At 63.8% G+C, this 19,165-nt stretch carries 20 protein-coding genes; 7 read left to right on the plus strand and 13 right to left on the minus strand.

The genetic code is table 11. The features are described 5' to 3' along the window. Nucleotides 1-76: 76 nt before the first annotated feature. From BPNPMPFG_RS00300 to rpsF, 12 genes are all read right to left on the minus strand, one after another. Nucleotides 77-748 (minus strand): CvpA family protein, encoded by a 672-nt coding sequence (locus tag BPNPMPFG_RS00300; protein ID WP_258592704.1) that lies wholly within the window; start codon nucleotides 746-748, stop codon nucleotides 77-79. A gap of 85 nt (nucleotides 749-833) precedes the next feature. Further along, nucleotides 834-2,237, minus strand: coding sequence for a DNA repair protein RadA (radA, locus tag BPNPMPFG_RS00305; RefSeq protein WP_258592705.1), 1,404 nt, complete (start codon nucleotides 2,235-2,237; stop codon nucleotides 834-836). 252 nt (nucleotides 2,238-2,489) lie between these two features. Further along, nucleotides 2,490-3,980 (minus strand): replicative DNA helicase, encoded by a 1,491-nt coding sequence (locus BPNPMPFG_RS00310; RefSeq protein ID WP_258592706.1) that lies wholly within the window; start codon nucleotides 3,978-3,980, stop codon nucleotides 2,490-2,492. 220 nt (nucleotides 3,981-4,200) lie between these two features. After that, nucleotides 4,201-5,430, minus strand: a complete 1,230-nt coding sequence (locus tag BPNPMPFG_RS00315; RefSeq protein ID WP_258592707.1) for an RNA polymerase sigma factor — start codon at nucleotides 5,428-5,430, stop codon at nucleotides 4,201-4,203. Next, nucleotides 5,427-5,792: a YciI family protein gene (locus tag BPNPMPFG_RS00320; RefSeq protein ID WP_183453872.1), complete on the minus strand. Its 366-nt coding sequence runs from the start codon at nucleotides 5,790-5,792 to the stop codon at nucleotides 5,427-5,429. Before BPNPMPFG_RS00320 ends, BPNPMPFG_RS00315 begins: the two co-directional genes overlap by 4 nt. A gap of 28 nt (nucleotides 5,793-5,820) precedes the next feature. Next, nucleotides 5,821-6,534: a DUF1428 domain-containing protein gene (locus tag BPNPMPFG_RS00325; protein ID WP_258592708.1), complete on the minus strand. Its 714-nt coding sequence runs from the start codon at nucleotides 6,532-6,534 to the stop codon at nucleotides 5,821-5,823. A gap of 145 nt (nucleotides 6,535-6,679) precedes the next feature. Continuing rightward, nucleotides 6,680-7,651: a small ribosomal subunit Rsm22 family protein gene (locus BPNPMPFG_RS00330; RefSeq protein WP_258592709.1), complete on the minus strand. Its 972-nt coding sequence runs from the start codon at nucleotides 7,649-7,651 to the stop codon at nucleotides 6,680-6,682. 2 nt (nucleotides 7,652-7,653) lie between these two features. Further along, nucleotides 7,654-7,977: a YnfA family protein gene (locus tag BPNPMPFG_RS00335; protein ID WP_258592710.1), complete on the minus strand. Its 324-nt coding sequence runs from the start codon at nucleotides 7,975-7,977 to the stop codon at nucleotides 7,654-7,656. A 175-nt stretch (nucleotides 7,978-8,152) separates the two neighbouring features. Continuing rightward, on the minus strand, nucleotides 8,153-9,451 hold the full coding sequence (locus tag BPNPMPFG_RS00340) for a cyclopropane fatty acid synthase (protein ID WP_258592711.1): 1,299 nt from the start codon (nucleotides 9,449-9,451) through the stop codon (nucleotides 8,153-8,155). Nucleotides 9,452-9,738: 287 nt separating this feature from the next. Next, the gene (gene rplI, locus BPNPMPFG_RS00345; protein WP_258592712.1) at nucleotides 9,739-10,323 is read right to left on the minus strand and encodes a 50S ribosomal protein L9; all 585 of its coding nucleotides are present in this window, start codon (nucleotides 10,321-10,323) and stop codon (nucleotides 9,739-9,741) included. 214 nt (nucleotides 10,324-10,537) lie between these two features. After that, complete coding sequence (gene rpsR, locus BPNPMPFG_RS00350) at nucleotides 10,538-10,786, minus strand: 30S ribosomal protein S18 (protein ID WP_006203718.1); 249 nt, start codon at nucleotides 10,784-10,786, stop codon at nucleotides 10,538-10,540. Next, nucleotides 10,786-11,286, minus strand: coding sequence for a 30S ribosomal protein S6 (rpsF, locus tag BPNPMPFG_RS00355; RefSeq protein WP_023761609.1), 501 nt, complete (start codon nucleotides 11,284-11,286; stop codon nucleotides 10,786-10,788). Before rpsF ends, rpsR begins: the two co-directional genes overlap by 1 nt. Here rpsF and BPNPMPFG_RS00360 point away from each other — a divergent pair. Continuing rightward, the gene (locus tag BPNPMPFG_RS00360) at nucleotides 11,269-11,736 is read left to right on the plus strand and encodes a hypothetical protein (protein ID WP_258592713.1); all 468 of its coding nucleotides are present in this window, start codon (nucleotides 11,269-11,271) and stop codon (nucleotides 11,734-11,736) included. The two genes, rpsF and BPNPMPFG_RS00360, sit on opposite strands and share 18 nt — an antisense overlap. A gap of 47 nt (nucleotides 11,737-11,783) precedes the next feature. Here the strand turns inward: BPNPMPFG_RS00360 and BPNPMPFG_RS00365 are convergent, their stop codons facing one another. Further along, nucleotides 11,784-13,712: an LTA synthase family protein gene (locus tag BPNPMPFG_RS00365; RefSeq protein ID WP_258592714.1), complete on the minus strand. Its 1,929-nt coding sequence runs from the start codon at nucleotides 13,710-13,712 to the stop codon at nucleotides 11,784-11,786. A gap of 274 nt (nucleotides 13,713-13,986) precedes the next feature. On the opposite strand from BPNPMPFG_RS00365, the gene fabD reads away from it, so the two are divergent. From fabD to mltG, 6 genes are all read left to right on the plus strand, one after another. Continuing rightward, nucleotides 13,987-14,952: an ACP S-malonyltransferase gene (fabD, locus tag BPNPMPFG_RS00370; RefSeq protein ID WP_258592715.1), complete on the plus strand. Its 966-nt coding sequence runs from the start codon at nucleotides 13,987-13,989 to the stop codon at nucleotides 14,950-14,952. Between the two features lie 150 nt (nucleotides 14,953-15,102). Further along, complete coding sequence (locus BPNPMPFG_RS43080) at nucleotides 15,103-15,240, plus strand: hypothetical protein (RefSeq protein ID WP_413776822.1); 138 nt, start codon at nucleotides 15,103-15,105, stop codon at nucleotides 15,238-15,240. 29 nt (nucleotides 15,241-15,269) lie between these two features. Beyond that, the gene (gene fabG, locus BPNPMPFG_RS00380; protein WP_258592716.1) at nucleotides 15,270-16,007 is read left to right on the plus strand and encodes a 3-oxoacyl-[acyl-carrier-protein] reductase; all 738 of its coding nucleotides are present in this window, start codon (nucleotides 15,270-15,272) and stop codon (nucleotides 16,005-16,007) included. Nucleotides 16,008-16,219: 212 nt separating this feature from the next. After that, a complete protein-coding gene (locus tag BPNPMPFG_RS00385) occupies nucleotides 16,220-16,456 on the plus strand; it encodes an acyl carrier protein (protein ID WP_006203723.1) in 237 nt (78 codons plus the stop codon). A 34-nt stretch (nucleotides 16,457-16,490) separates the two neighbouring features. Continuing rightward, nucleotides 16,491-17,753, plus strand: coding sequence for a beta-ketoacyl-ACP synthase II (gene fabF, locus BPNPMPFG_RS00390; protein ID WP_258592717.1), 1,263 nt, complete (start codon nucleotides 16,491-16,493; stop codon nucleotides 17,751-17,753). A gap of 102 nt (nucleotides 17,754-17,855) precedes the next feature. After that, complete coding sequence (mltG, locus tag BPNPMPFG_RS00395) at nucleotides 17,856-19,097, plus strand: endolytic transglycosylase MltG (protein ID WP_258592718.1); 1,242 nt, start codon at nucleotides 17,856-17,858, stop codon at nucleotides 19,095-19,097. Nucleotides 19,098-19,165 lie beyond the last annotated feature (68 nt).

The following is a 19,165-nucleotide window of genomic DNA, read 5'->3' on the forward strand; positions in this document are numbered from 1 at the left end:
ATGCGGGTTCGCGTCGAAAGCAACGCGTGCCGTGAGCCGTTCACACCATCGTCAGTTCCCAGCGCCTATTCCGGCGTCAGTTCGCCGGTGCTGCCGGTGCTGGATTGGCCGGGGCGTTGTCGGCCGGCGGCGGTGCGGCTTCATTGTCGTCGGGAGCGGGCGTGTTGGCATCGTCGCCGCCTGCTGGAGCATCCGCCGCCGGTGCATCGGGAGCCGCGGGCGTCCCAGTCGCCGGCTGATTCGGATTGAGCTTCTTGAGGATGGCGTTTTCCGAATCCTTGGGCAGCAGGCTTTCAAGCTTGGCGCCGATCTGCTCCAGCAACGGCCGCGACTTGGCATCCATGACCCAGGCCGGTGCCTTGGCGCCGGCCAACCAGTTGAAGAACAGCAGCGCGACGGCAACGACCAGAATGCCGCGCGCGGCGCCGTACAGGAAGCCCAGCGTGCGGTCGAGCGCGCCGATCCTGGAATCGATGATCCAGTCGGCAAGCTTCATGGTGATGACCGAGACGACGATCAGCGCGATGACGAAGACGACGCCGGCGGACGCCGCCATGGCGATCTTTTCATTCTCGATGTAGGGCTTGAGGTAAGGCAGGACCGGCTTGTAGAAGAAGAACGCCGCCGCTGCGGCTGCTGCCCAGGAGACGACGGACAGGATCTCGCGCGAGAAGCCGCGAACCATGGCGAGCATCGCCGAGACCAGGGTGAAGCCGACGAGAATTCCGTCAAGCAGCGTAATCGGCATGTCTTTCGCCCCACTCCATGAGCCGCATTATAGCGCGGAGCATCGGGTTTTCCCAAAACCGGTTCCCACTTTTGGGTCCGATGCTCTAGTCTTGCTCGTCCACGCGGCTTCGGCGTGAGCCGGCTATGCGTGCCACGAGGTCGGCAAGCTCGGTCGGCTGGAAAGCACCGGCTCCGATCCCCCCGGCAAGTTCCTCGCTGCCCAAGGGCAGAACCGCGCTTCCAAAACCCAGCTTTTCGGCTTCCTTGAGGCGCTGTTGCGCATGCGCAACCGGCCTCACGGCGCCCGAAAGGCTGATTTCGCCGAAATAGACGCAATCGGCGGGAAGGGCAAGACCGGTGAGCGAGGAAACCAGCGCCGCCGCCACCGCCAGATCCGCCGCGGGCTCCGAAATGCGATAGCCGCCGGCGACGTTGAGGTAGACATCGTGGCTGCCGAAGCGCACGCCGCAATGGGCTTCGAGAACCGCCAGGATCATCGACAGCCGGGCGCCGTCCCAGCCGACGACGGCGCGGCGCGGCGTGCCGAGCGAGGAGGGCGCGACCAGCGCCTGGATCTCGACCAGCACCGGCCTTGTGCCTTCCATGCCGGCGAAAACCGCCGCACCCGGCGATTTCGCATGGCGTTCGCCAAGGAAAAGTTCGGATGGGTTGGCAACCTCGCGCAGACCCTTGTCCGACATCTCGAACACGCCGATCTCGTCGGTCGGTCCAAAGCGGTTCTTCACCGTGCGCAGGATGCGGAAATGATGGCCGCCTTCGCCCTCGAAGTAGAGCACGGCGTCGACCATGTGCTCGACGACGCGGGGCCCGGCGATCTGGCCTTCCTTGGTGACATGGCCGACCAGCACGATCGCCGCGCCTGTGGATTTCGCATAGCGGATCATCGCCTGGGCGGCGGCACGCACCTGGGTGACGGTGCCAGGCGCCGAATCGGCGAGGTCCGTCCACAGCGTCTGGATCGAATCGAGGATCACCAGGTCTGGCCGCTTGCCGTCGGCTATTGTGGCCAGGATGTCCTCGACATTGGTCTCGGCGGCAAGCTCCACGGGTGCCGAGGCAACGCCGAGCCGCTGTGCCCGCAGCCTGATCTGCGCTACGGCCTCTTCGCCCGAGACATAGACGATGCGGTGGCCCTTGGATGCCAGCGCGGCCGCGGCCTGGGTGAGCAGCGTCGATTTGCCGATTCCGGGATCGCCGCCAACCAGCAGCGCCGAGCCGCGCACGAAACCGCCACCGGTGGCGCGATCAAGCTCGCCGATGCCGGAGATGATGCGCGGCGCGTCCTCGATGTCGCCGGACAGCGTGGTCAGCACCACCGCGCGCCCCTTGCGGGCGTTGCGCGTGTTGGCCGGTCCCGAGCCGATACCGCCGGACGTGCCTTCCTCGACCAGCGTGTTCCACTCGCCGCAGGCATCGCATTTGCCGGCCCAGCGCTGGTGCACCGATCCGCAATTCTGGCAGATGAACTGAACGCGGGATTTGGCCATGCTCTTACCGTCTCGCCTGCTGGCAAGCGCAGTGATCCTTCGCGCCCCCCTCTGTCCTGCCGGACATCTCCCCCACGAGGGGGGAGATCGGACGGCGCGTCGGGTATCGCCAATTTTCAAGGTTGCAGGAAAGAGCGCCGGCATGAGCGACAGCCAATCTCCCCCCAAGTGGGGGAGATGTCCGGCAGGACAGAGGGGGGCGCCGTAGAACGCCATGATCCCGCATCTTGGTTGCGACGCCGATCAAAAAGCTCACTCGAACCTTTCCGGCAGGTGATGTTCCTCGGCAAGGTCGGAGAAACGGGTGAACTCGCCCTGGAAGGCAAGGCTGACAGTGCCGGTCGGTCCATGGCGCTGCTTGGCGATGATCACTTCGGCCTTGCCCTGGACTTCGACCATCTTCGTTTCCCAGGCGAGATGCTCGGGCGTGCCTTTCTCCGGCTCCTTGTTCTTAATGTAATATTCCTCGCGGTACACAAACAGCACCACGTCGGCGTCCTGCTCGATCGAACCCGATTCGCGCAAGTCGGACAGCTGCGGATGTTTGTCGTCGCGGCTTTCGACCTGACGCGAGAGCTGTGACAGCGCGATGATCGGCACGCCGAGTTCCTTGCCGAGCGCCTTCAGTCCGGTGGTGATCTCGGTGATTTCCTGGACGCGGTTCTGCGACGCCTTGGCGGACGAACCCTGCATGAGCTGGATATAGTCGATGACCATCAGATCCAGTCCGCGCTGGCGCTTAAGGCGGCGGGCGCGGGCGGCGAGCTGGGCAATCGAAATACCACCCGTCTGGTCGATGTAGAGCGGGCGCTTGTGGTTCTCCTGCGTGTAGGCGACAAGCTTGCCGAAATCGGCTTCCGTCAGGTCGCCGCGCCTGATTTTCGACGATGGAATTTCGGTCTGCTCGGAGATGATGCGGGTGGCCAGCTGCTCCGACGACATTTCGAGCGAGAAGAAGCCGACGACGCCGCCATTGGCCGCCTTGACCGAGCCGTCGGCCTGCTGGGCAGGCTCGTAGGCGGCAGCGATGTTATAGGCGATGTTGGTGGCCAGCGACGTCTTGCCCATGCCTGGACGACCAGCGATGATGATCAAATCCGATGGCTGCAGGCCGCCCATGCGGTGGTCGAGATCGCGCAGGCCGGTGGCGATGCCGGACAGGTGGCCATCGCGCATATAGGCGGCACTGGCCATGTCGACGGCGTTCTTCAACGCATCTGAAAAACTTTCGAAACCGCCGTCGTAGCGGCCGTTTTCGGCCAGCTCGAACAGCCGCCGCTCGGCATCCTCGATCTGTTCGGTGGGCGCCATGTCGACCGGCGCGTCATAGGCGATGTTGACCATGTCCTCGCCGACGGTGATCAGCGCGCGGCGCGTCGCAAGGTCATAGATGGCGCGGCCATAGTCGGTGGCGTTGACGACGGTGACGGCTTCCACCGCCAGCCGCACGACATATTGCGCCATCGTCATGTCGCCGACCTTCTCGTCGGCCGGCAGGAAGGTTTTCAGCGTGATCGGCGTCGCCACCTTGCCCATGCGGATGAACTCGGACGCCACCTCATAGATTTTGCGATGCAGCGGCTCGTAGAAATGGCTGGCTTTCAGGAAGTCCGAGACGCGGTAGAAGGCGTCGTTGTTGACGAGGATGGCGCCGAGCAGCGCCTGCTCCGCCTCTATGTTGTTTGGCGCTTCGCGATAAAGCGGTGTTTCCGCGACGCCGAATTTTCGCGCTGCCTCTGCCATGATATCCCCGATCTTGATCCCGACCCGTCGCTAGCAGAGGCGATTGATCGGGCATAAGTAAACTTTGACTTATCCCGCTTGTGCACACGATTCACAGCGTCGAAAAAATAACTGCCTGGCTGGGTGCGAAATTCGATTGACGAATCGAGCATCGACGATACCGCCAGGAAAAGAACGAAACAAGAAAATAGAGGACGTCTGTCGGGCAAAAGTGGTTGGGTTAGAGCTGACCGAGGCGCGCCTCGATGAACCGGCGCTCCGCCGGTTGCCGCGTCAGTTCAAGCGCCCGCCGATAGGAGGTTTTTGCCGCATAGGCCAGGCCAAGCCGGCGCTGCATGTCGGCGCGCGCGGCGTGCGCCAGGTGGTAGCCGTCCAACCCGCCTTGTCCCATGACCGTCTCTATTGCCGCCAGCCCGGCCTGCGGTCCGTCGCGCATGCCTATGGAAACGGCGCGGTTCAGTGCCACAACCGGCGAGGGGTCGACGCGGCCGAGCACATCATAAAGCGCGACGATCTGCGCCCAGTCGGTCTCGGCCGTGCCTGCCGCCTCGGCGTGAACGGACGCAATCGCCGCTTGCAGGATATAAGGTCCGATGCGGCGCGAGGCGATCGCCTGGCCGATCAGGCCATCGGCTTCGGCGATCAGCGCACGGTCCCACAGCGCGCGGTCCTGGTCCTCCAGCAGAACAAGGTCGCCGGCAGCGTCGACCCGCGTCGCGCGCCGTGCCTCGTGCAGCAGCATCAGCGCCAGCAGGCCCTGCGCCTCGGGCTGGTCGAGCAGTTCAACCATCAGCCGGCCGAGCCGGATCGCCTCGGTGCACAGGTCGGCCCGCGTCAGGCTTGGTCCCTGGGTTGCCGCGTAACCCTCGTTGAAGATCAGATAGATCACCTGCAGCGCACTCTCGAGGCGCGCCGGCAGTTCGCTTCGGTCGGGCACTTCGTACGGAATGGCCTCGTCGCGGATCTTCGCCTTGGCTCGCACGATGCGTTGCGCGATGGTCGGCGCCGGCATCAGATAGGCGCGGGCGATCTCTTCGGTGGTCAAGCCACCCACTTCGCGCAAGGTCAGAGCGATGCGCGCATCCGGCGCCAGCGCCGGATGGCAGCAGACGAAAATGAGCCGCAATTCATCGTCCTGGATGTCTTCGGGCATGGCCGGCTCCGGGATCGGCTCGGCCAGAGCCGTGAGCTCAGGCAAGGCGCCGGTCAGCCGCGCTTCGCGGCGCCAGCGGTCGATGGTCCTGAAGCGGCCGGCCGAGACCAGCCAGGAATAGGGATTGGCTGGCACCCCCTGGCGTGGCCATTGTTCGGCGGCTGCGGCGAAGGCCTCATGCAAGGCCTCCTCCGCCGCGTCGAAACCGCCGAGCAGGCGGATCAGCGTCGCCAGCACACGCCGCGCCTCAGTGCGGTAAACCGCCTCCAGGGCGTCGTGCGGGCCGGCGGTGCTCACAGAACCGGCGGCGGCTGGCTGAAATCGACGACCGGGCGGACTTCGACAAAGCCGATCGTTGCCAGCGGATGGCCGCTCGCCACCCGCACCGCTTCGTTGAGATCGCGGGCTTCGATGACGATGATGCCGCCTAGGATTTCCTTGGTCTCCATGAACGGGCCGTCGACAGACGACATCTTGCCGTCGCGGACCTGCACGGTCATCGCCTCTTCGGGCAGCACCAGGGCCTCGGCGGTAACGAAATGGCCGCTGGCCTTGAGAACCTCGTCATATCCGGCGCATTCGGCAAGTGCTGCATTGGCCTCAGGGCTGCCGCCGAACAGCGTCTTGGGGTGATAGTAGATGAGACAGGCATAACGCATGGTGGGGTTCCTTATCTTGGTTCCTGGATCAGGCGTCGAGGATCGGCGCGAAGCCGCCATGCACCCGGCGCTGGTTGTCGTAGGGCATGATGTCGGCATACATGCGCGGATCGGCAATCACCTTTTTCCAGGCGTCGTCGCGCACCTGCTTCGACGGCCATTCGATCCAGGCATAGACGACAGCCTCGTCGCCCGTCGCTTTGACGGCGCTTCGGTAATCGGTGACCTTGCCGTCGGCAACATCGTCGCCCCACGCTTCGACGACGCGGGTTGCGCCATGTTCCTTGATCACCGCCGCCTGCTCTGCCGCCATGGCAAGGTAGGCCTGCTTGTTGGCGGCCGGCACTGGCACCAGCGAGCCATCGACATAGCCGGTCTTGCCACGCGTCCCCAGGTCGATGAACGGCGTGAAACCGCCGATGATCATGCGCTGGCCGTCAAAGGGCATGGACGCACCAATCTCCGCCATGCGCGGATCGCTCATCATCGTCCGGTAGGCAGCGTCCGCCGCTGCCTTGTCGGCGTATTCGTGCCACGAAAAGGTGATGACTTCATCCGGTTTGGCCTTCACCGCACCCTTGAAGTCGGTGATCTTGCCGCCGGGCACGTCATCGCCCCATCCTTCGACCATGCGGGTGACGCCGAATTCCTTCAGCACCGATGCCGCCTTGGCGACATGCCTGCGATAGGCTTCCTTGTTGGCGGCGGGCACCGCGGCGACGAATCCTGCGATATAGCTCATTGCGTTTCTCCTGCTGGCTGATGTCGTTTGACGTCTCGAAAGGTCCGAGAACGCCAATGGTCGAACAGCACAGCCCGGATTCGACATCGCTCCTGAATTTTGCTCCTGAATTTTTCTTGGGCGCGGCCGAAACGCCGCTGCCGGCCTATTCGGAAGCCAGCCTGTCGCCCCAGTCCAGTCGCCGGGCCAGCTTGAAATCAGCGCCGTCGCGCTTGGTGAACAATCGCTCGCTGGCGGTGCCGTCTTCCTGGCAAAGCTTGAGCAGAACCTTGCCGGAGCCGGATTTCGGTGGCGCAAGAACCCGTGCCTGGCTGGACATGGGCACGTCTCGGGAGGCCGCGACATAGATGAACTTCTCATCCTCCCACGGCACGTCGGCGTCCTTGGCCAGCCGGTGCAGGCGCGAGCGGGCGACGCGTCGGGAAAAATGGCACCAGTCGGGCGAGGCGAGCGGGCAGGGCACTTGGTGCGGGCAAGGCGCTAGCACATGGGCGCCCGCCTCGATCAGTTGCCGGCGCGCGGCAAGAATGCGTTGCCAGCCGGCCGGTGTGCCCGGCTCGACGATCAGCAGCGTGTCGGCGGTGAGCTGCCAGAGCCGGTCGATGAGCTTCGGCAGGGACGCCGGGACAATTTCGTCGAGCACGTAGGCGCACGTGACCAGATCGGCTGGCTCGAGGTCGGCAAGGTCGATGGTGGCGTCGCCGGCAAGCCATCTGGTTCGGGTTCGGATGGTGTCGGCCGCAAGCGTCTCGCCGACCTTGCGCACCGCGGTGCTGGCTTCGAACAACACCGCCTGTTCGAGATCGGGCCACAGGTCGGTCGTGGCCCAAAGCACCGTACCAGGGCCGGCGCCGACATCGAGCAGGCTCTTGGGTTGAAAGCTGGGCTTGGCGTCGCTCAGCGCGTCGAGGCTGGCGCGGACCGCGGCGTAGGTCGCAGGCAGCCGCGTCGCCAGATAGGCTTGCACGGCCACGCCCTCGGCCATATGCAGCCGGCCGTCGCGCAACTCGGCGCGGTAGCGGTCGGACAGCGTCTTTGCCGCCTGCTTCAATGTCGCCAGCGGAACGTTTTCGAGCAGGCGCTCGATACCCTGGCGAAGTGGGGCGGGCAACTCCATGCTCAGGCTCCGCGCGGCGCGATGAGGATCACCGAGGCCCCGACAATGCAGAGCGCGGCACCGGCGAGGTCCCAGCGGTCGGGGCGCACGCCTTCCACCAGCCATAGCCAGCCAAGCGACGCCGCGATGTAGATGCCGCCATAGGCGGCGTAGGCACGGCCGGCGGCATTGGCGTCGACCAACGCCAGCAGGAAGCCGAACAGGGCAAGCGAAGCGAGGCCGGGAAGCAGCCACAGCGGCGACTTCTCCAGGCGCCACCAGGCCCAGAACGAAAAGCAGCCGGCGATCTCGGCCAGAGCGGCAGCGATGTAGAGGACGTAGGTCATGAAAAAGGTCCCGTGGCGATCACGGGACCTTTTTCAGTGCAGGGGCGGGCAATGGCAAGCGGCAAACCTGTTTCCAATGCATGTCGCCCAAAAGTGGCCCTGGTTCTGGGAGAACGACATGCACAAAACAAAGACCTAAAGCGCGTCGCATGGGTCCGTTCAAACGCGACGCGCTTTAATCCGCAACCTTGCGGCGGCGAGCCGGCTTGGCAGCCGGGCTCTTTTTGACGGCAGCCGTCTCACGGTGCCCCATGTCGCGCATCTCAAGCGCCTTCTCGCACTTGGCCATGTAGTCGCGCGTCATCGGCAGCGTGTCGTTCTTCTTGGCAATCTGGATCTGGAAGATGACGAGATCCTGCCAGCGGAACGCGGCTTCCGAGGCGGCCAGGTAGAACTCCCACATGCGGCAGAAGCGCTCGTCGTAGATCGCCTTGGCCTTGTCGCGGTTGGCGGCGAAGCGCTCGCCCCAGTGCTTCAGCGTGTCGGCATAGTGAAGCCGCAGGATTTCGACGTCGGTGACGACCAGGCCCGACTTCTCGATCGCCGGCATGACCTCGGAGAGCGAGGGGATATAGCCGCCCGGGAAGATGTATTTGCGGATGAAGGCGCTGGTCGCCCACGGCACGCCCGAGCGGCCGATCGTGTGCAACAGCATGACGCCATCCGGCTTGAGCAGCGTCGCGCTCTTGTCGAAGAAGGTGCGGAAGTGATTGACGCCGACATGCTCGAACATGCCGACCGAGACGATGCGGTCGAAACGTTCGTTGAGTTCGCGGTAGTCCTTGAGCTCGAAATGCACGTGGCTTTCCAGCCCTTGCGCGTGCGCCCGGTCGGTGGCGACGCCATGCTGTTCGGTCGACAGCGTCACGCCTTGCACGTCGACGTCGAACGCCTTGGCCAAATAGAGGCCGAGCCCACCCCAGCCCGAGCCGATGTCGAGCACCGTCTGGCCGGCCTTCAGCCTGAGCTTGGCGGCGATGTGACGCTTCTTGGCGGCCTGGGCTTCATCGAGTGTCATGTCCGGCTGCTCGAAATAGGCGCAGGAATACTGCATGTCCTCATCGAGGAAGAGCCGATAGAGATCGCCCGACAAATCGTAGTGCCGCTGCACGTTGCGGCGCGAGCGCGATGCGGTGTTGATCTGCTGCAGGCGGCGGAAGGCGTGGCGCAGGCCTTCGATGGCCTTCGACCAGGTGGCATCGATGCCGCCGCTGCCCATATTCTGGAAGGCGATGCGCATCACACCCAGCACGCCACCTTCGAGAATGTCGAGTTCGCCGTCCATGTAGGCTTCCGGCACCGCCAACATCGGATCGAAGGTGATAGCGCGCTCGGCGTGCGCGGTCTTGATGTGCATGTGCACCGGCTCGCCGCTGCCGTCGCCAAAAACCACTGTCGCGCCCTTGGGGCCGGTTACCTTGAGATTGCCCGTGCGCACCAGGCGGTCGAGAACGCGCTTCAAGAGAATATTCATGACCAAATGTCCCCTCTCGGTCAGACAAGCTGTCTCGACGCATGATCCCGAAAATCGAAATCGATTTTCGGAAGGATTATGCGCCAACCAAAGCTCCACAGCGTCCTTGCGCGTCCAAAGGACGCGCGGCACTGTAGTCTGCATCAATATATAGAGGTTCGAAAAGTTCCATTTGGCACAAAAATGCCCGGGCGAGAGGCCCGGGCATTGGTCCAGTACGGCTGAGGCCGGCTGAAATCGAAGCTGGGTGCGGCAGGCCCGGCAGGGCGCGCCGACACCTCAAATCGTCAGGCGTTGTCTTCGCCGCCTTCGAACTCGGTGTTCGGGTCGAAGAAGTTTTCCGGCCGGGCGTTGTCGTTGATGTCGTCGCCATAGATGGCTTCGGCGGTGGTCAGCGTCTCGCCCTTGGCCTGACGCTCGGCCTCGTCGGCCGTGCGGGCGATGTTGAGCGCAATGGTGACTTCGACTTCCGGATGCAGCGCGATCGCCACATTGGTGAGACCGATGGTCTTGATCGGCTGGTTGAGCAGGATCTGGTTGCGGTTGACCGTGAAACCTTCCGCCGTCAGCAGATCGGCGATGTCGCGGGTCGACACCGAACCGTAGAGCTGGCCGGTTTCGCCAGCCGAACGCACGGCGATGAAGCTCTTGCCGTCGAGCTTTTCGGCAACTTGGCCGGCTTCCGACTTGCGCTCTAGGTTGCGGGCTTCGAGCTGCGCGCGCTGGCCTTCGAACTTCTTCTTGTTGGCTTCGTTGGCACGCAGCGCCTTGCTCTGCGGCAGCAGGAAGTTGCGGGCAAAGCCGTCCTTGACCTTGACGGTATCGCCCATCTGGCCGAGGCGGGAAACGCGTTCGAGAAGAATGACTTCCATGGTTTTGTTCCTTCGGTTGGGCGCTGATCGGAGGGATCGACGCCGAATGTCTTGGGAACAGGTCAGGAAGCTTGGGCGCCTTGGCGCCGGTGTCGCTGTCCTGCCTGTCCAGGCAGTTAGAGGTTTGACCTCAACTCGGGATTTGAAAGCGAACCTGCGGCGCCCGTCGCCAGAGGACAGAAGCGGGCGGCGAACCGCCCGCTTGGGGTAAGATTTAGCGAACCACGTAGGGCAGCAGGCCGAGGAAGCGGGCGCGCTTGATCGCCTTGGCGAGTTCGCGCTGCTTCTTCTGGCTGACGGCGGTGATGCGCGACGGCACGATCTTGCCGCGCTCGGAAATGTAGCGCTGCAGCAGACGCACGTCCTTGTAGTCGATCTTGGGCGCGTTGGCGCCGGAGAACGGGCAGGTCTTGCGGCGGCGATGGAACGGGCGCCGGGTCGGGATCTGGTTGATGTCGACCATTATTCTGCACCCCCTTCAAAGCCTTCGCGCGGACGGCGCGGACCACGATCGGCACCGGCGTCGCCGAACGAGCGCGGCGGACGATCGCCACGGTCGCCGCGATCACGGTCGCCGAACGAGCGCGGACCACGATCGCCACGGTCGCGGTCGCCGAAGCCGCCGCGCTCCGAGCGCTCTTCGCGCTTCTGCATCATGGCCGACGGGCCTTCCTCATGCGCCTCGACCTTGATGGTCAGGAAACGCAGCACGTCCTCGGACAGGCCCATCTGGCGCTCCATTTCGTTGAGCGCGGCCGGCGGGCAGTTCAGGTCCATCAGCGTGTAGTAAGCCTTCCGGTTCTTGTTGACCCGGTAGGTGAGGGACTTCAGTCCCCAGTTCTCGACCCGGCCGACGGACCCGCCATTCGCGGAGATGACACCCTTGTACTGTTCGACAAGCGCATCGACCTGCTGCTGCGAGAGGTCCTGCCGGGCAAGAAACACATGTTCGTAAAGAGCCATTATGGTTCTGTGCCTTTCTTCGTTTCTCTCCCGGTTCCCGGCGGCAAAAGCCTCTGCAACTTCTCTGACCCGCCGTTCCCGGTAAAAGAGGGGCGGGGAAGAAAGGAGCATCACGAGACGGTCGAGAGCGGAGACACGGGAGGCGGAAGCGCTTCTGGCTTCACACGAAGGTCTTGGAAAACCTCCGGCCCTCCGTTCAGCCCCCAGCAAGGACCGGCAGATTGCGGGCGTCTATACAGCAATCCGGCCGCAACGCAAGGGCAGACGGGCATTTCGTGTCGCAGGCGGCGGAAAAACCAAGCAGCAACAACGGCCAAGCCTTGTGGTTTCCGGCAACCAGCCCTCGCCTCGGATCCGAGCGGCTATTATGCCGTCAACGAACCGACCAAGTTGCCCAACGTGTTCGAGCAGATCGCCAACAAGTTCTCGAAGCTGCAACTGACGAATTGAAACTACGGCCCGAGAGCGTCGGGCCGGTCCTGAACGGATCGGTCCGCTCAACTCGTGTGGGCGACAACCTTGTCGACCGTTTCGGGGAAGAAGTCGGGCGCCGCGAGGCGTTTGCCGAACATCATGTCGTATTGCAACAAGCGGAAATCGCGGATCGCCGGGTCGATCTCCTTCTGCCTTGCCCAGTCGGGCGTGGCCTCGCCCGTCGGCATCAGCAGCAGGTTGCGGTCGACGACGCGGTAGCGTTCGCGCACCTCGCCCAGGAAGCCCGTGTAGTAAGGGTGGGTGATGCCGGCGGTGGTGAGGATATGATAGGGCAGGAACGCAGGGCTCACCGCGCCCAGGTTCTCGACCGGACCGGAGCGGTTCGACCAGATGACCAGCGGCGTCTGGTGATGGTCGAGTGCTGCTTGCGGCGTCGGTTCCTTGCGTGGCGCGACGTTGTCCTTCAGGAAGCCGGTCTCGACGTAGACCGGACCCAGCGGCGGCAGATGGTCGCCGAAGAAGGCGATCACCGTGGGACGGGAGCGCTTCTTTGCCCATTCGACCAGCCGCTCGAGGCCGCGATCCGCATCGGCCGAGCCCTCGGCGTAGCTGAGCAACGATGCGCGCGCCCTCTGGCTGATCGGCGCCTGCACCGTGTGGGTCGGATTGGAGTAGCGGTTCGGCTCGTAGGGGCCGTGGTTTTGCAGGCTGACCGCAAAGAAGAATACCGGTTCTTCGCTTTCGTCGGCCTCGCTGATGATCTCGTCGGTCATCGCCGCGTCGGAAGCCAGCGGCCCGCGCTTTTGCATCGGCGGCAGCGTCTCTTCGGATTTGAAATCGTCGAAGCCGAAATCAGCGTAGACCGCGCCGCGGTTCCAGAACCAGTTGGTGCCGGGGTGGATGGCGCGCGCCCGATAGCCCTCGCTCTGGAGGAAGGTCGCGAGCGAAGGTGTCGGCGTGCGCACATATTGCTGATAGGGGATGCTGCCGGCCGGCAGGAACGCGTTGGAGAAGCCGGTCAGCGCCTCGAACTCGATGTTGGCGGTCATGCCGCCGAATTCGGGCGAGAACATCGAGCCCGAGCGCAGCGCCCGCACATTGGGGATCGGATCGGGGGTGATGGTGACGCCGGGCAACTTGGTCGGATCCCAGAAGGATTCGCTCATGACGACGATGATGTCGGGCTTCTCGGCCGGCACCGATGCGGTCACATCGGGCTTGTCGATCGCCGCGATTGCCTTGTTGGAATAGCCAGGCGGCGCCGAGACATGCGCCATCGGCACGTTAAGGGCAAAGGCCAGCGCAAAGCCGTTGGAGGCATAGTTTTCCTTCTGATCCCACATGATCGGCATGATCTGCAGCCGGTCCCTGGTCCACGAGAAGGTGGCATAATCCATGATCGAAACGAAGAAGGCGAGCAGCGGCACCGCCAGCGTCAGCCGTGCAAGGCGACCCTTGTGGCTGAGTGCGGGAACCTTGCGGCGCCACAGTCGCCAGCCATAGACGAGCAGCGACAGGCCGGCGACGATGCCGACCACCATGGCGAGCGCGGTCATCGGCCGCTCGCGCACCAGCAGCGGCAGCAGCGCGAAGATCTGGCGGGCATAGAGGAAATCGGTCGGATAGAGCGGATCACCGAGATAATGCGACTTCTGATGACCGACAAATGCAAGAGACAGGGTCAATGGCGCGACGATCATCAGACTCTGGTGGCTGCGCCCGAGCACGGCATCGAGGCCGACCAGGATCAGCGCAAACACGACGATGGTGGTCCAGCCTGGCTTGAGCGGCTGCAGGAAGAAGGAGACCGTGCCGGCAAAGTCGCCGCGCACGATCAGTTCGACGGCAAACACCAGGACGGCCGCAATCGCCAGGCTGATTAGCCCATAACGCACGACCGGCCATCTCCGGCCCGGCAGATAGCCGGTGGACGGGTCGTCCTCCAGAAACTGTGGCACGGCCTTGCCGGCGCGTTTGGAACTCTTTGTCACTTAACTTCCCCACCCAGCGACAAACACGTCACTCGACTGTCATAGAATTGTTACGCAAAGCTAGCGCCTGTGGCAGAAATAAGAAGAGCCAGCAAATGAATCGTGAGCGATTTTCATCAGGAGTGATTGCCAAAAAGCCTTTCGGAACAGGCACTCGGCCGGCGATGTTGGCTCCAGACAAGGTCGAAGTGGCTTGACTTGGCGGCCCGCCTTGCGTCACAGGCAAGAAAAACTCGTCTATAAGGCAAGCAAAACCAGCCCTTGGAGCCCTCGCATGGCCGTTGCATTCACCTTTCCCGGACAAGGCAGCCAGGCTGTCGGCATGGGCAAGGATCTCGCCGACGCCTTTCCGGAGGCGCGCAGGATCTTCCAGGAAGTTGACGACGCGCTCGGCGAAAGCCTGTCGAAGCTGATCTGGGAAGGGCCGGAGGAGACGTTGACGCTGACCGCCAATGCGCAGCCGGCGCTGATGGCGGTGTCGCTGGCCGCGATCAGGGCGCTGGAATCGCGCGGCTTTTCGCTGAAGGACAAGGTCACTTATGTTGCCGGCCATTCGCTGGGCGAATATTCGGCGCTCGCGGCCGCCGGCTTCGTTTCGGTTGCCGATGCCGCCCGGCTGCTGCGCATCCGGGGCAACGCCATGCAGGCGGCGGTGCCGGCCGGCGAGGGCGCCATGGCGGCGATCATCGGACTGGAACAGGCTGACGTCGAAGCCGCCTGCGCCGAGGCCGCCCAAGGGGCTGGCCCAGGGGCTGGCAAGGACTCGGTTTGCCAGATCGCCAACGACAATGGCGGCGGCCAGCTGGTGATCTCCGGCACCAAGGCCGCGGTCGAACTGGCGGCAAGGCTCTGCACGGAAAAAGGCGCCAAGCGCGCGCTCATGCTGCAGGTCTCTGCGCCTTTCCATTCGGCGCTGATGGCACCGGCCGCGAACGTGATGCGGGAAGCCCTGGCCGGCGTGACCAAGAATGTGCCGGTCGTCCCAGTCGTCTCCAACGTGTCGGTGACGCCCTCGATCGACCCCGACGAGATTGCCCGGCGTCTGGTTGAACAGATTACCGGCCGCGTACGCTGGCGCGAAACGGTGGAATGGTTCGGCGCAAACGGCATCACCACGCTTTACGAGATCGGCGCCGGCAAGGTGCTGTCGGGCCTGGCGCGGCGCATCAACCGCGACATCGTCACCGCGTCGGTCGGCTCCGCGGCTGATGTCGAAGCGGCGCTCGCGGCGCTTGGCTGAACCTGTTGACTTGAATTCACCAACGCGCGGCCACATGAATCCGTGCATCGCAGCTAAGGTGCGGCATGCCCACATCGATCCGTCTTTCTCCAGAAATTGGGCAGCGCCTCGACGCTCTTGCGTCCAAGACCGGCCGCAGCAAGGCCTATTTTGCGTGAGTTCATTGAGCGCGGCCTTGAGGACATGGAGGACTACCACCTTGCCGCCGAGGTGTTGGCGCGGATCAGGAGCGGCGAGGAAGGTATCATGAAAGCCGACGACTTCTGGCGCGGCGATGTTTACAGATAGCCGTTGTCGGGTTTGAGAGAGGAAAAGACATGTTCGAATTGACTGGTCGCAAGGCGCTCGTCACCGGCGCATCCGGGGGCATCGGCGAGGCGATCGCCAGGGTGCTGCATGCGCAAGGCGCCATCGTCGGCCTGCATGGCACGCGCGTCGAGAAACTGGAAGCGCTGGCCGCCGAGCTTGGCGACCGGGTCAAGCTGTTCCCCGCCAACCTGTCCAACCGCGACGAGGTCAAGGCGCTCGGCCAGAAGGCGGAGGCCGATCTCGAAGGCGTCGACATCCTGGTCAACAATGCCGGCATCACCAAGGACGGGCTGTTCGTGCGCATGTCGGACGCCGACTGGGACACCGTGCTCGAGGTCAACCTGACAGCCGTGTTCAGGCTGACACGCGAACTCACCCATCCGATGATGCGCCGCCGTCACGGCCGCATCATCAACATCGCCTCGGTGGTCGGCGTCACCGGCAATCCCGGCCAGACCAACTACTGCGCCTCCAAGGCCGGCATGATTGGTTTTTCCAAATCGCTGGCGCAGGAGATCGCCACCCGCAACATCACCGTCAACTGCGTCGCCCCGGGCTTCATCGAATCGGCGATGACCGGCAAGCTCAATGACAAGCAGAAGGAGGCGATCATGGCCGCGATCCCGACGCGCCGCATGGGTACCAGCGTTGAAGTCGCGTCCGCCGTCGCCTATCTCGCCTCCAACGAAGCCGCCTACGTCACCGGCCAGACCATCCATGTGAACGGCGGCATGGCGATGATTTGAACGAGGTCCGGCCGAGTTGTGGCCGGCTTGTGAAAAGCGACCATTTCACCTTGGACCTTAGCCGATTTTCGTGTAATGCGGCCCGCAACCCGACGGTTCGGGCAAAAACCGGTCCGTTGCCGTTGCGTTTCCGGCAGGACCATCTTTCAGCTTGATTAGCGGCATTCTGCCCGCTAACGAAGACAGACAAACAAAAGACGAGGATGCCCCAAATGAGTGACACCGCAGAGCGCGTCAAGAAGATCGTCATCGAGCACCTTGGCGTCGATGCCGACAAAGTGACGGAGCAGGCGAGCTTCATCGATGACCTGGGCGCTGACAGCCTCGACACGGTCGAACTCGTCATGGCGTTCGAAGAAGAATTCGGCGTCGAGATTCCGGACGATGCGGCCGAGACCATCCTGACCGTAGGCGATGCGGTCAAGTACATCGACAAGGCTTCGGCCTGACGCTTTCCGCAGTCATCACCGGGGAGAACCTGCGATGAGGCGTGTCGTCGTCACGGGCCTTGGGTTGCTGTCGCCGTTCGGCATGGGCTTCGAGCACAGCTGGAAGGAACTTTTGACCGGCCGCAGCGCTGCCAAGCGCATCACCGAGTTTGAAGTGGAGGATCTTGCTTGCAAGATCGCCCACGTCATTCCGCGTGGTGATGGCAGCAATGCCACCTTCAATCCCGAGGCCGTGCTCGAGCCGAAGGAATTGCGCAAGATCGGCGACTTCATCCTGTACGGGATTGCCGCAGCCGACGAGGCGCTGAAGGATTCCGGTTGGGAACCCAAGACCCATGCCGAGCAGTGCGCCACCGGCGTGCTGATCGGTTCCGGCATCGGCGGCATCGAAGGCATCGCCGAGAACGCGATGATCCTCAAGGAGCGCGGCCCGCGCCGCATCAGCCCTTTCTTCATCCCGGGCCAGATCATCAATCTCGTCTCCGGACAGGTTTCCATCCGACACGGGCTGAAAGGCCCGAACCATGCCGTCGTCACGGCCTGTTCGACCGGTGCGCATGCCATTGGCGATGCTGCCCGGTTGATCATGTGGGGCGATGCCGACGTCATGGTTGCCGGTGGCGCCGAAGCGCCGGTAACGCGGCTGTCGATCGCCGGCTTCGCCGCGTGCCGGGCGCTGTCGACCGATCGCAACGATGCACCGCAAACCGCGTCGCGCCCCTATGACCGCGACCGCGACGGCTTCGTCATGGGCGAGGGCGCCGGCGTCGTCGTGCTTGAAGAACTCGAACATGCCAAGGCGCGCGGCGCGAAGATTTACGCAGAGGTGACCGGTTACGGTCTCACCGGTGATGCCTATCACATCACCGCGCCCGCTGAAGACGGCGACGGTGCCTTCCGTTGCATGACGGCGGCGTTGAACCGGGCCAAGCTTACGCCTGCCGATGTCGACTACATCAACGCGCACGGCACCTCGACCATGGCCGATACGATCGAGCTCGGTGCCGTCGAGCGGCTTGTCGGCAATGCCGCGTCGAGGATTTCGATGTCGTCGACCAAGTCGTCGATCGGCCATCTGCTGGGGGCGGCGGGTGCTGCCGAGGCGATCTTTTCGATCCTCGCTATCAGAGACAACGTCGCGCCTGCGACCATCAATCTCGACAACCCGGAGCGCGAAACCGCGATCGACCTGGTGCCCCACAAGCCGCGCGCTCGCCAGATCGACGTGGCGCTGTCCAATTCCTTCGGCTTTGGCGGCACCAACGCATCGCTCGTCTTCCAGCGCTACAATGGCTGACCGTCCGACTGCCGGGCGACGCTTCAGCGTGCCGTCAATTTTGCCATATTCGCCCGTACTCTGCCGCAGGGGATTCGTTGAGCGATCAGACGGTAGGGCGAAATGAACACAAATCCGGCGGGCAACGGAGAATTCGGGCAACGGCCGGCGACATCTGGGCCGATCGTGCCGAAGACGGCTAGCGAGGCCCTGCGGCCGGAAGCCGGCACGCCACCGCCGAAGCGCTCGCGCGCTTCACGCAGCCAGGTGGTCGTGTTCATGAACTTCGTCATCTCTTTGGTGATGCTGATGGTTCTGGCGGCGGGCGTCGCACTCTATTTCGGCAAGCAGGAATTCACTGAAGCCGGCCCCTCGGCCAATGGCGACACTTTCCTGGTCAAGCCTAACACCGGCGTCCAGGACATTGCCGACCAGCTCGAACGCCGCGGACTGATCAGCGACGCCCGGGTATTCCGCCTTGGCGTGCGCGCCTTCGGCAATGATTCGGCGCTGAAAGCCGGCGAATATGAGATCAAGCCCAGGGCTTCCATGCGCGACATCATGGAGCTTTTGAAGAGTGGCAAGTCGGTGATGTATTCGCTGACCATTCCAGAAGGGCTGACGGTCGAGCAGGCGCTGGAGCGCATCGCCGGCGAGCCTGCGTTGAGCGGCGATATGCCTGCGACCACTCCACCCGAGGGCAGCCTCGCCACAGACACGCTGCGCTTCACCCGGGGCGCGACGCGCAAGCAGATGGTCGACAAGCTGCTGGCGGATCAGAAGAGGGTGGTCGAGGATGTCTGGCAGCGGCGCGCGCCGGACCTGCCGCTGGCCAACGTCGAAGAATTCGTCACGCTGGCCTCGATCGTCGAGAAGGAAACGGGCAAGGGTGACGAGCGTTCACGGGTTGCCGCCGTCTTCCTGAACCGGTTGGCCAAGGGCATGCGCCTGCAATCCGATCCAACCATCATCTACGGTCTGTTCGGCGGCAAGGGCAAGCCCGCGGACCGGCCGATATATCAGTCGGACATCCAGAAGCCGACGCCCTACAACACCTATGTGATCAACGGCCTGCCACCGACGCCGATTGCCAATCCGGGCCGGGCGGCACTGGAGGCGGTGGCCAATCCGTCGAAGACCGACGACCTCTATTTCGTCGCCGATGGCACCGGCGGACACGTCTTTGCCGCGACGCTGGACGAGCACAACGACAACGTCGCCCGCTATCGCGCGTTGCAGAAGAAGCAGGCCGATGACGCCGCCAAGGCCGCCAACACCACCGGTGCCGGCGACAATACCGCCAAGCCGGCTGACGCTGGCGGCGGCAATGGTGATGGCGGCGGCGATGCGGGCGCTGCCCAGTAAGATGAAGAAGGGCCTTGCCCACAAGGCAACGCCCTGACATTTGGAAGAGCGCCGCGCGTCCGATTTCG

The organism is Mesorhizobium sp. AR07 (assembly GCF_024746815.1).
GTDB lineage: Bacteria > Pseudomonadota > Alphaproteobacteria > Rhizobiales > Rhizobiaceae > Mesorhizobium.

Bases quoted from the DNA above. Each gene is read 5' to 3' on its own strand.
- BPNPMPFG_RS00300 (WP_258592704.1), bottom strand. From the start codon at position 748: ATGCCGATTACGCTGCTTGACGGAATTCTCGTCGGCTTCACCCTGGTC.
- radA (WP_258592705.1), bottom strand. From the start codon at position 2,237: ATGGCCAAATCCCGCGTTCAGTTCATCTGCCAGAATTGCGGATCGGTG.
- BPNPMPFG_RS00310 (WP_258592706.1), bottom strand. From the start codon at position 3,980: ATGGCAGAGGCAGCGCGAAAATTCGGCGTCGCGGAAACACCGCTTTAT.
- BPNPMPFG_RS00320 (WP_183453872.1), bottom strand. From the start codon at position 5,792: ATGCGTTATGCCTGTCTCATCTACTATCACCCCAAGACGCTGTTCGGC.
- BPNPMPFG_RS00325 (WP_258592708.1), bottom strand. From the start codon at position 6,534: ATGAGCTATATCGCAGGATTCGTCGCCGCGGTGCCCGCCGCCAACAAG.
- BPNPMPFG_RS00330 (WP_258592709.1), bottom strand. From the start codon at position 7,651: ATGGAGTTGCCCGCCCCACTTCGCCAGGGTATCGAGCGCCTGCTCGAA.
- BPNPMPFG_RS00335 (WP_258592710.1), bottom strand. From the start codon at position 7,977: ATGACCTACGTCCTCTACATCGCTGCCGCTCTGGCCGAGATCGCCGGC.
- BPNPMPFG_RS00340 (WP_258592711.1), bottom strand. From the start codon at position 9,451: ATGAATATTCTCTTGAAGCGCGTTCTCGACCGCCTGGTGCGCACGGGC.
- rplI (WP_258592712.1), bottom strand. From the start codon at position 10,323: ATGGAAGTCATTCTTCTCGAACGCGTTTCCCGCCTCGGCCAGATGGGC.
- rpsR (WP_006203718.1), bottom strand. From the start codon at position 10,786: ATGGTCGACATCAACCAGATCCCGACCCGGCGCCCGTTCCATCGCCGC.
- BPNPMPFG_RS00360 (WP_258592713.1), top strand. From the start codon at position 11,269: ATGTTCGTAAAGAGCCATTATGGTTCTGTGCCTTTCTTCGTTTCTCTC.
- rpsF (WP_023761609.1), bottom strand. From the start codon at position 11,286: ATGGCTCTTTACGAACATGTGTTTCTTGCCCGGCAGGACCTCTCGCAG.
- fabD (WP_258592715.1), top strand. From the start codon at position 13,987: ATGGCCGTTGCATTCACCTTTCCCGGACAAGGCAGCCAGGCTGTCGGC.
- fabG (WP_258592716.1), top strand. From the start codon at position 15,270: ATGTTCGAATTGACTGGTCGCAAGGCGCTCGTCACCGGCGCATCCGGG.
- BPNPMPFG_RS00385 (WP_006203723.1), top strand. From the start codon at position 16,220: ATGAGTGACACCGCAGAGCGCGTCAAGAAGATCGTCATCGAGCACCTT.
- fabF (WP_258592717.1), top strand. From the start codon at position 16,491: ATGAGGCGTGTCGTCGTCACGGGCCTTGGGTTGCTGTCGCCGTTCGGC.
- mltG (WP_258592718.1), top strand. From the start codon at position 17,856: ATGAACACAAATCCGGCGGGCAACGGAGAATTCGGGCAACGGCCGGCG.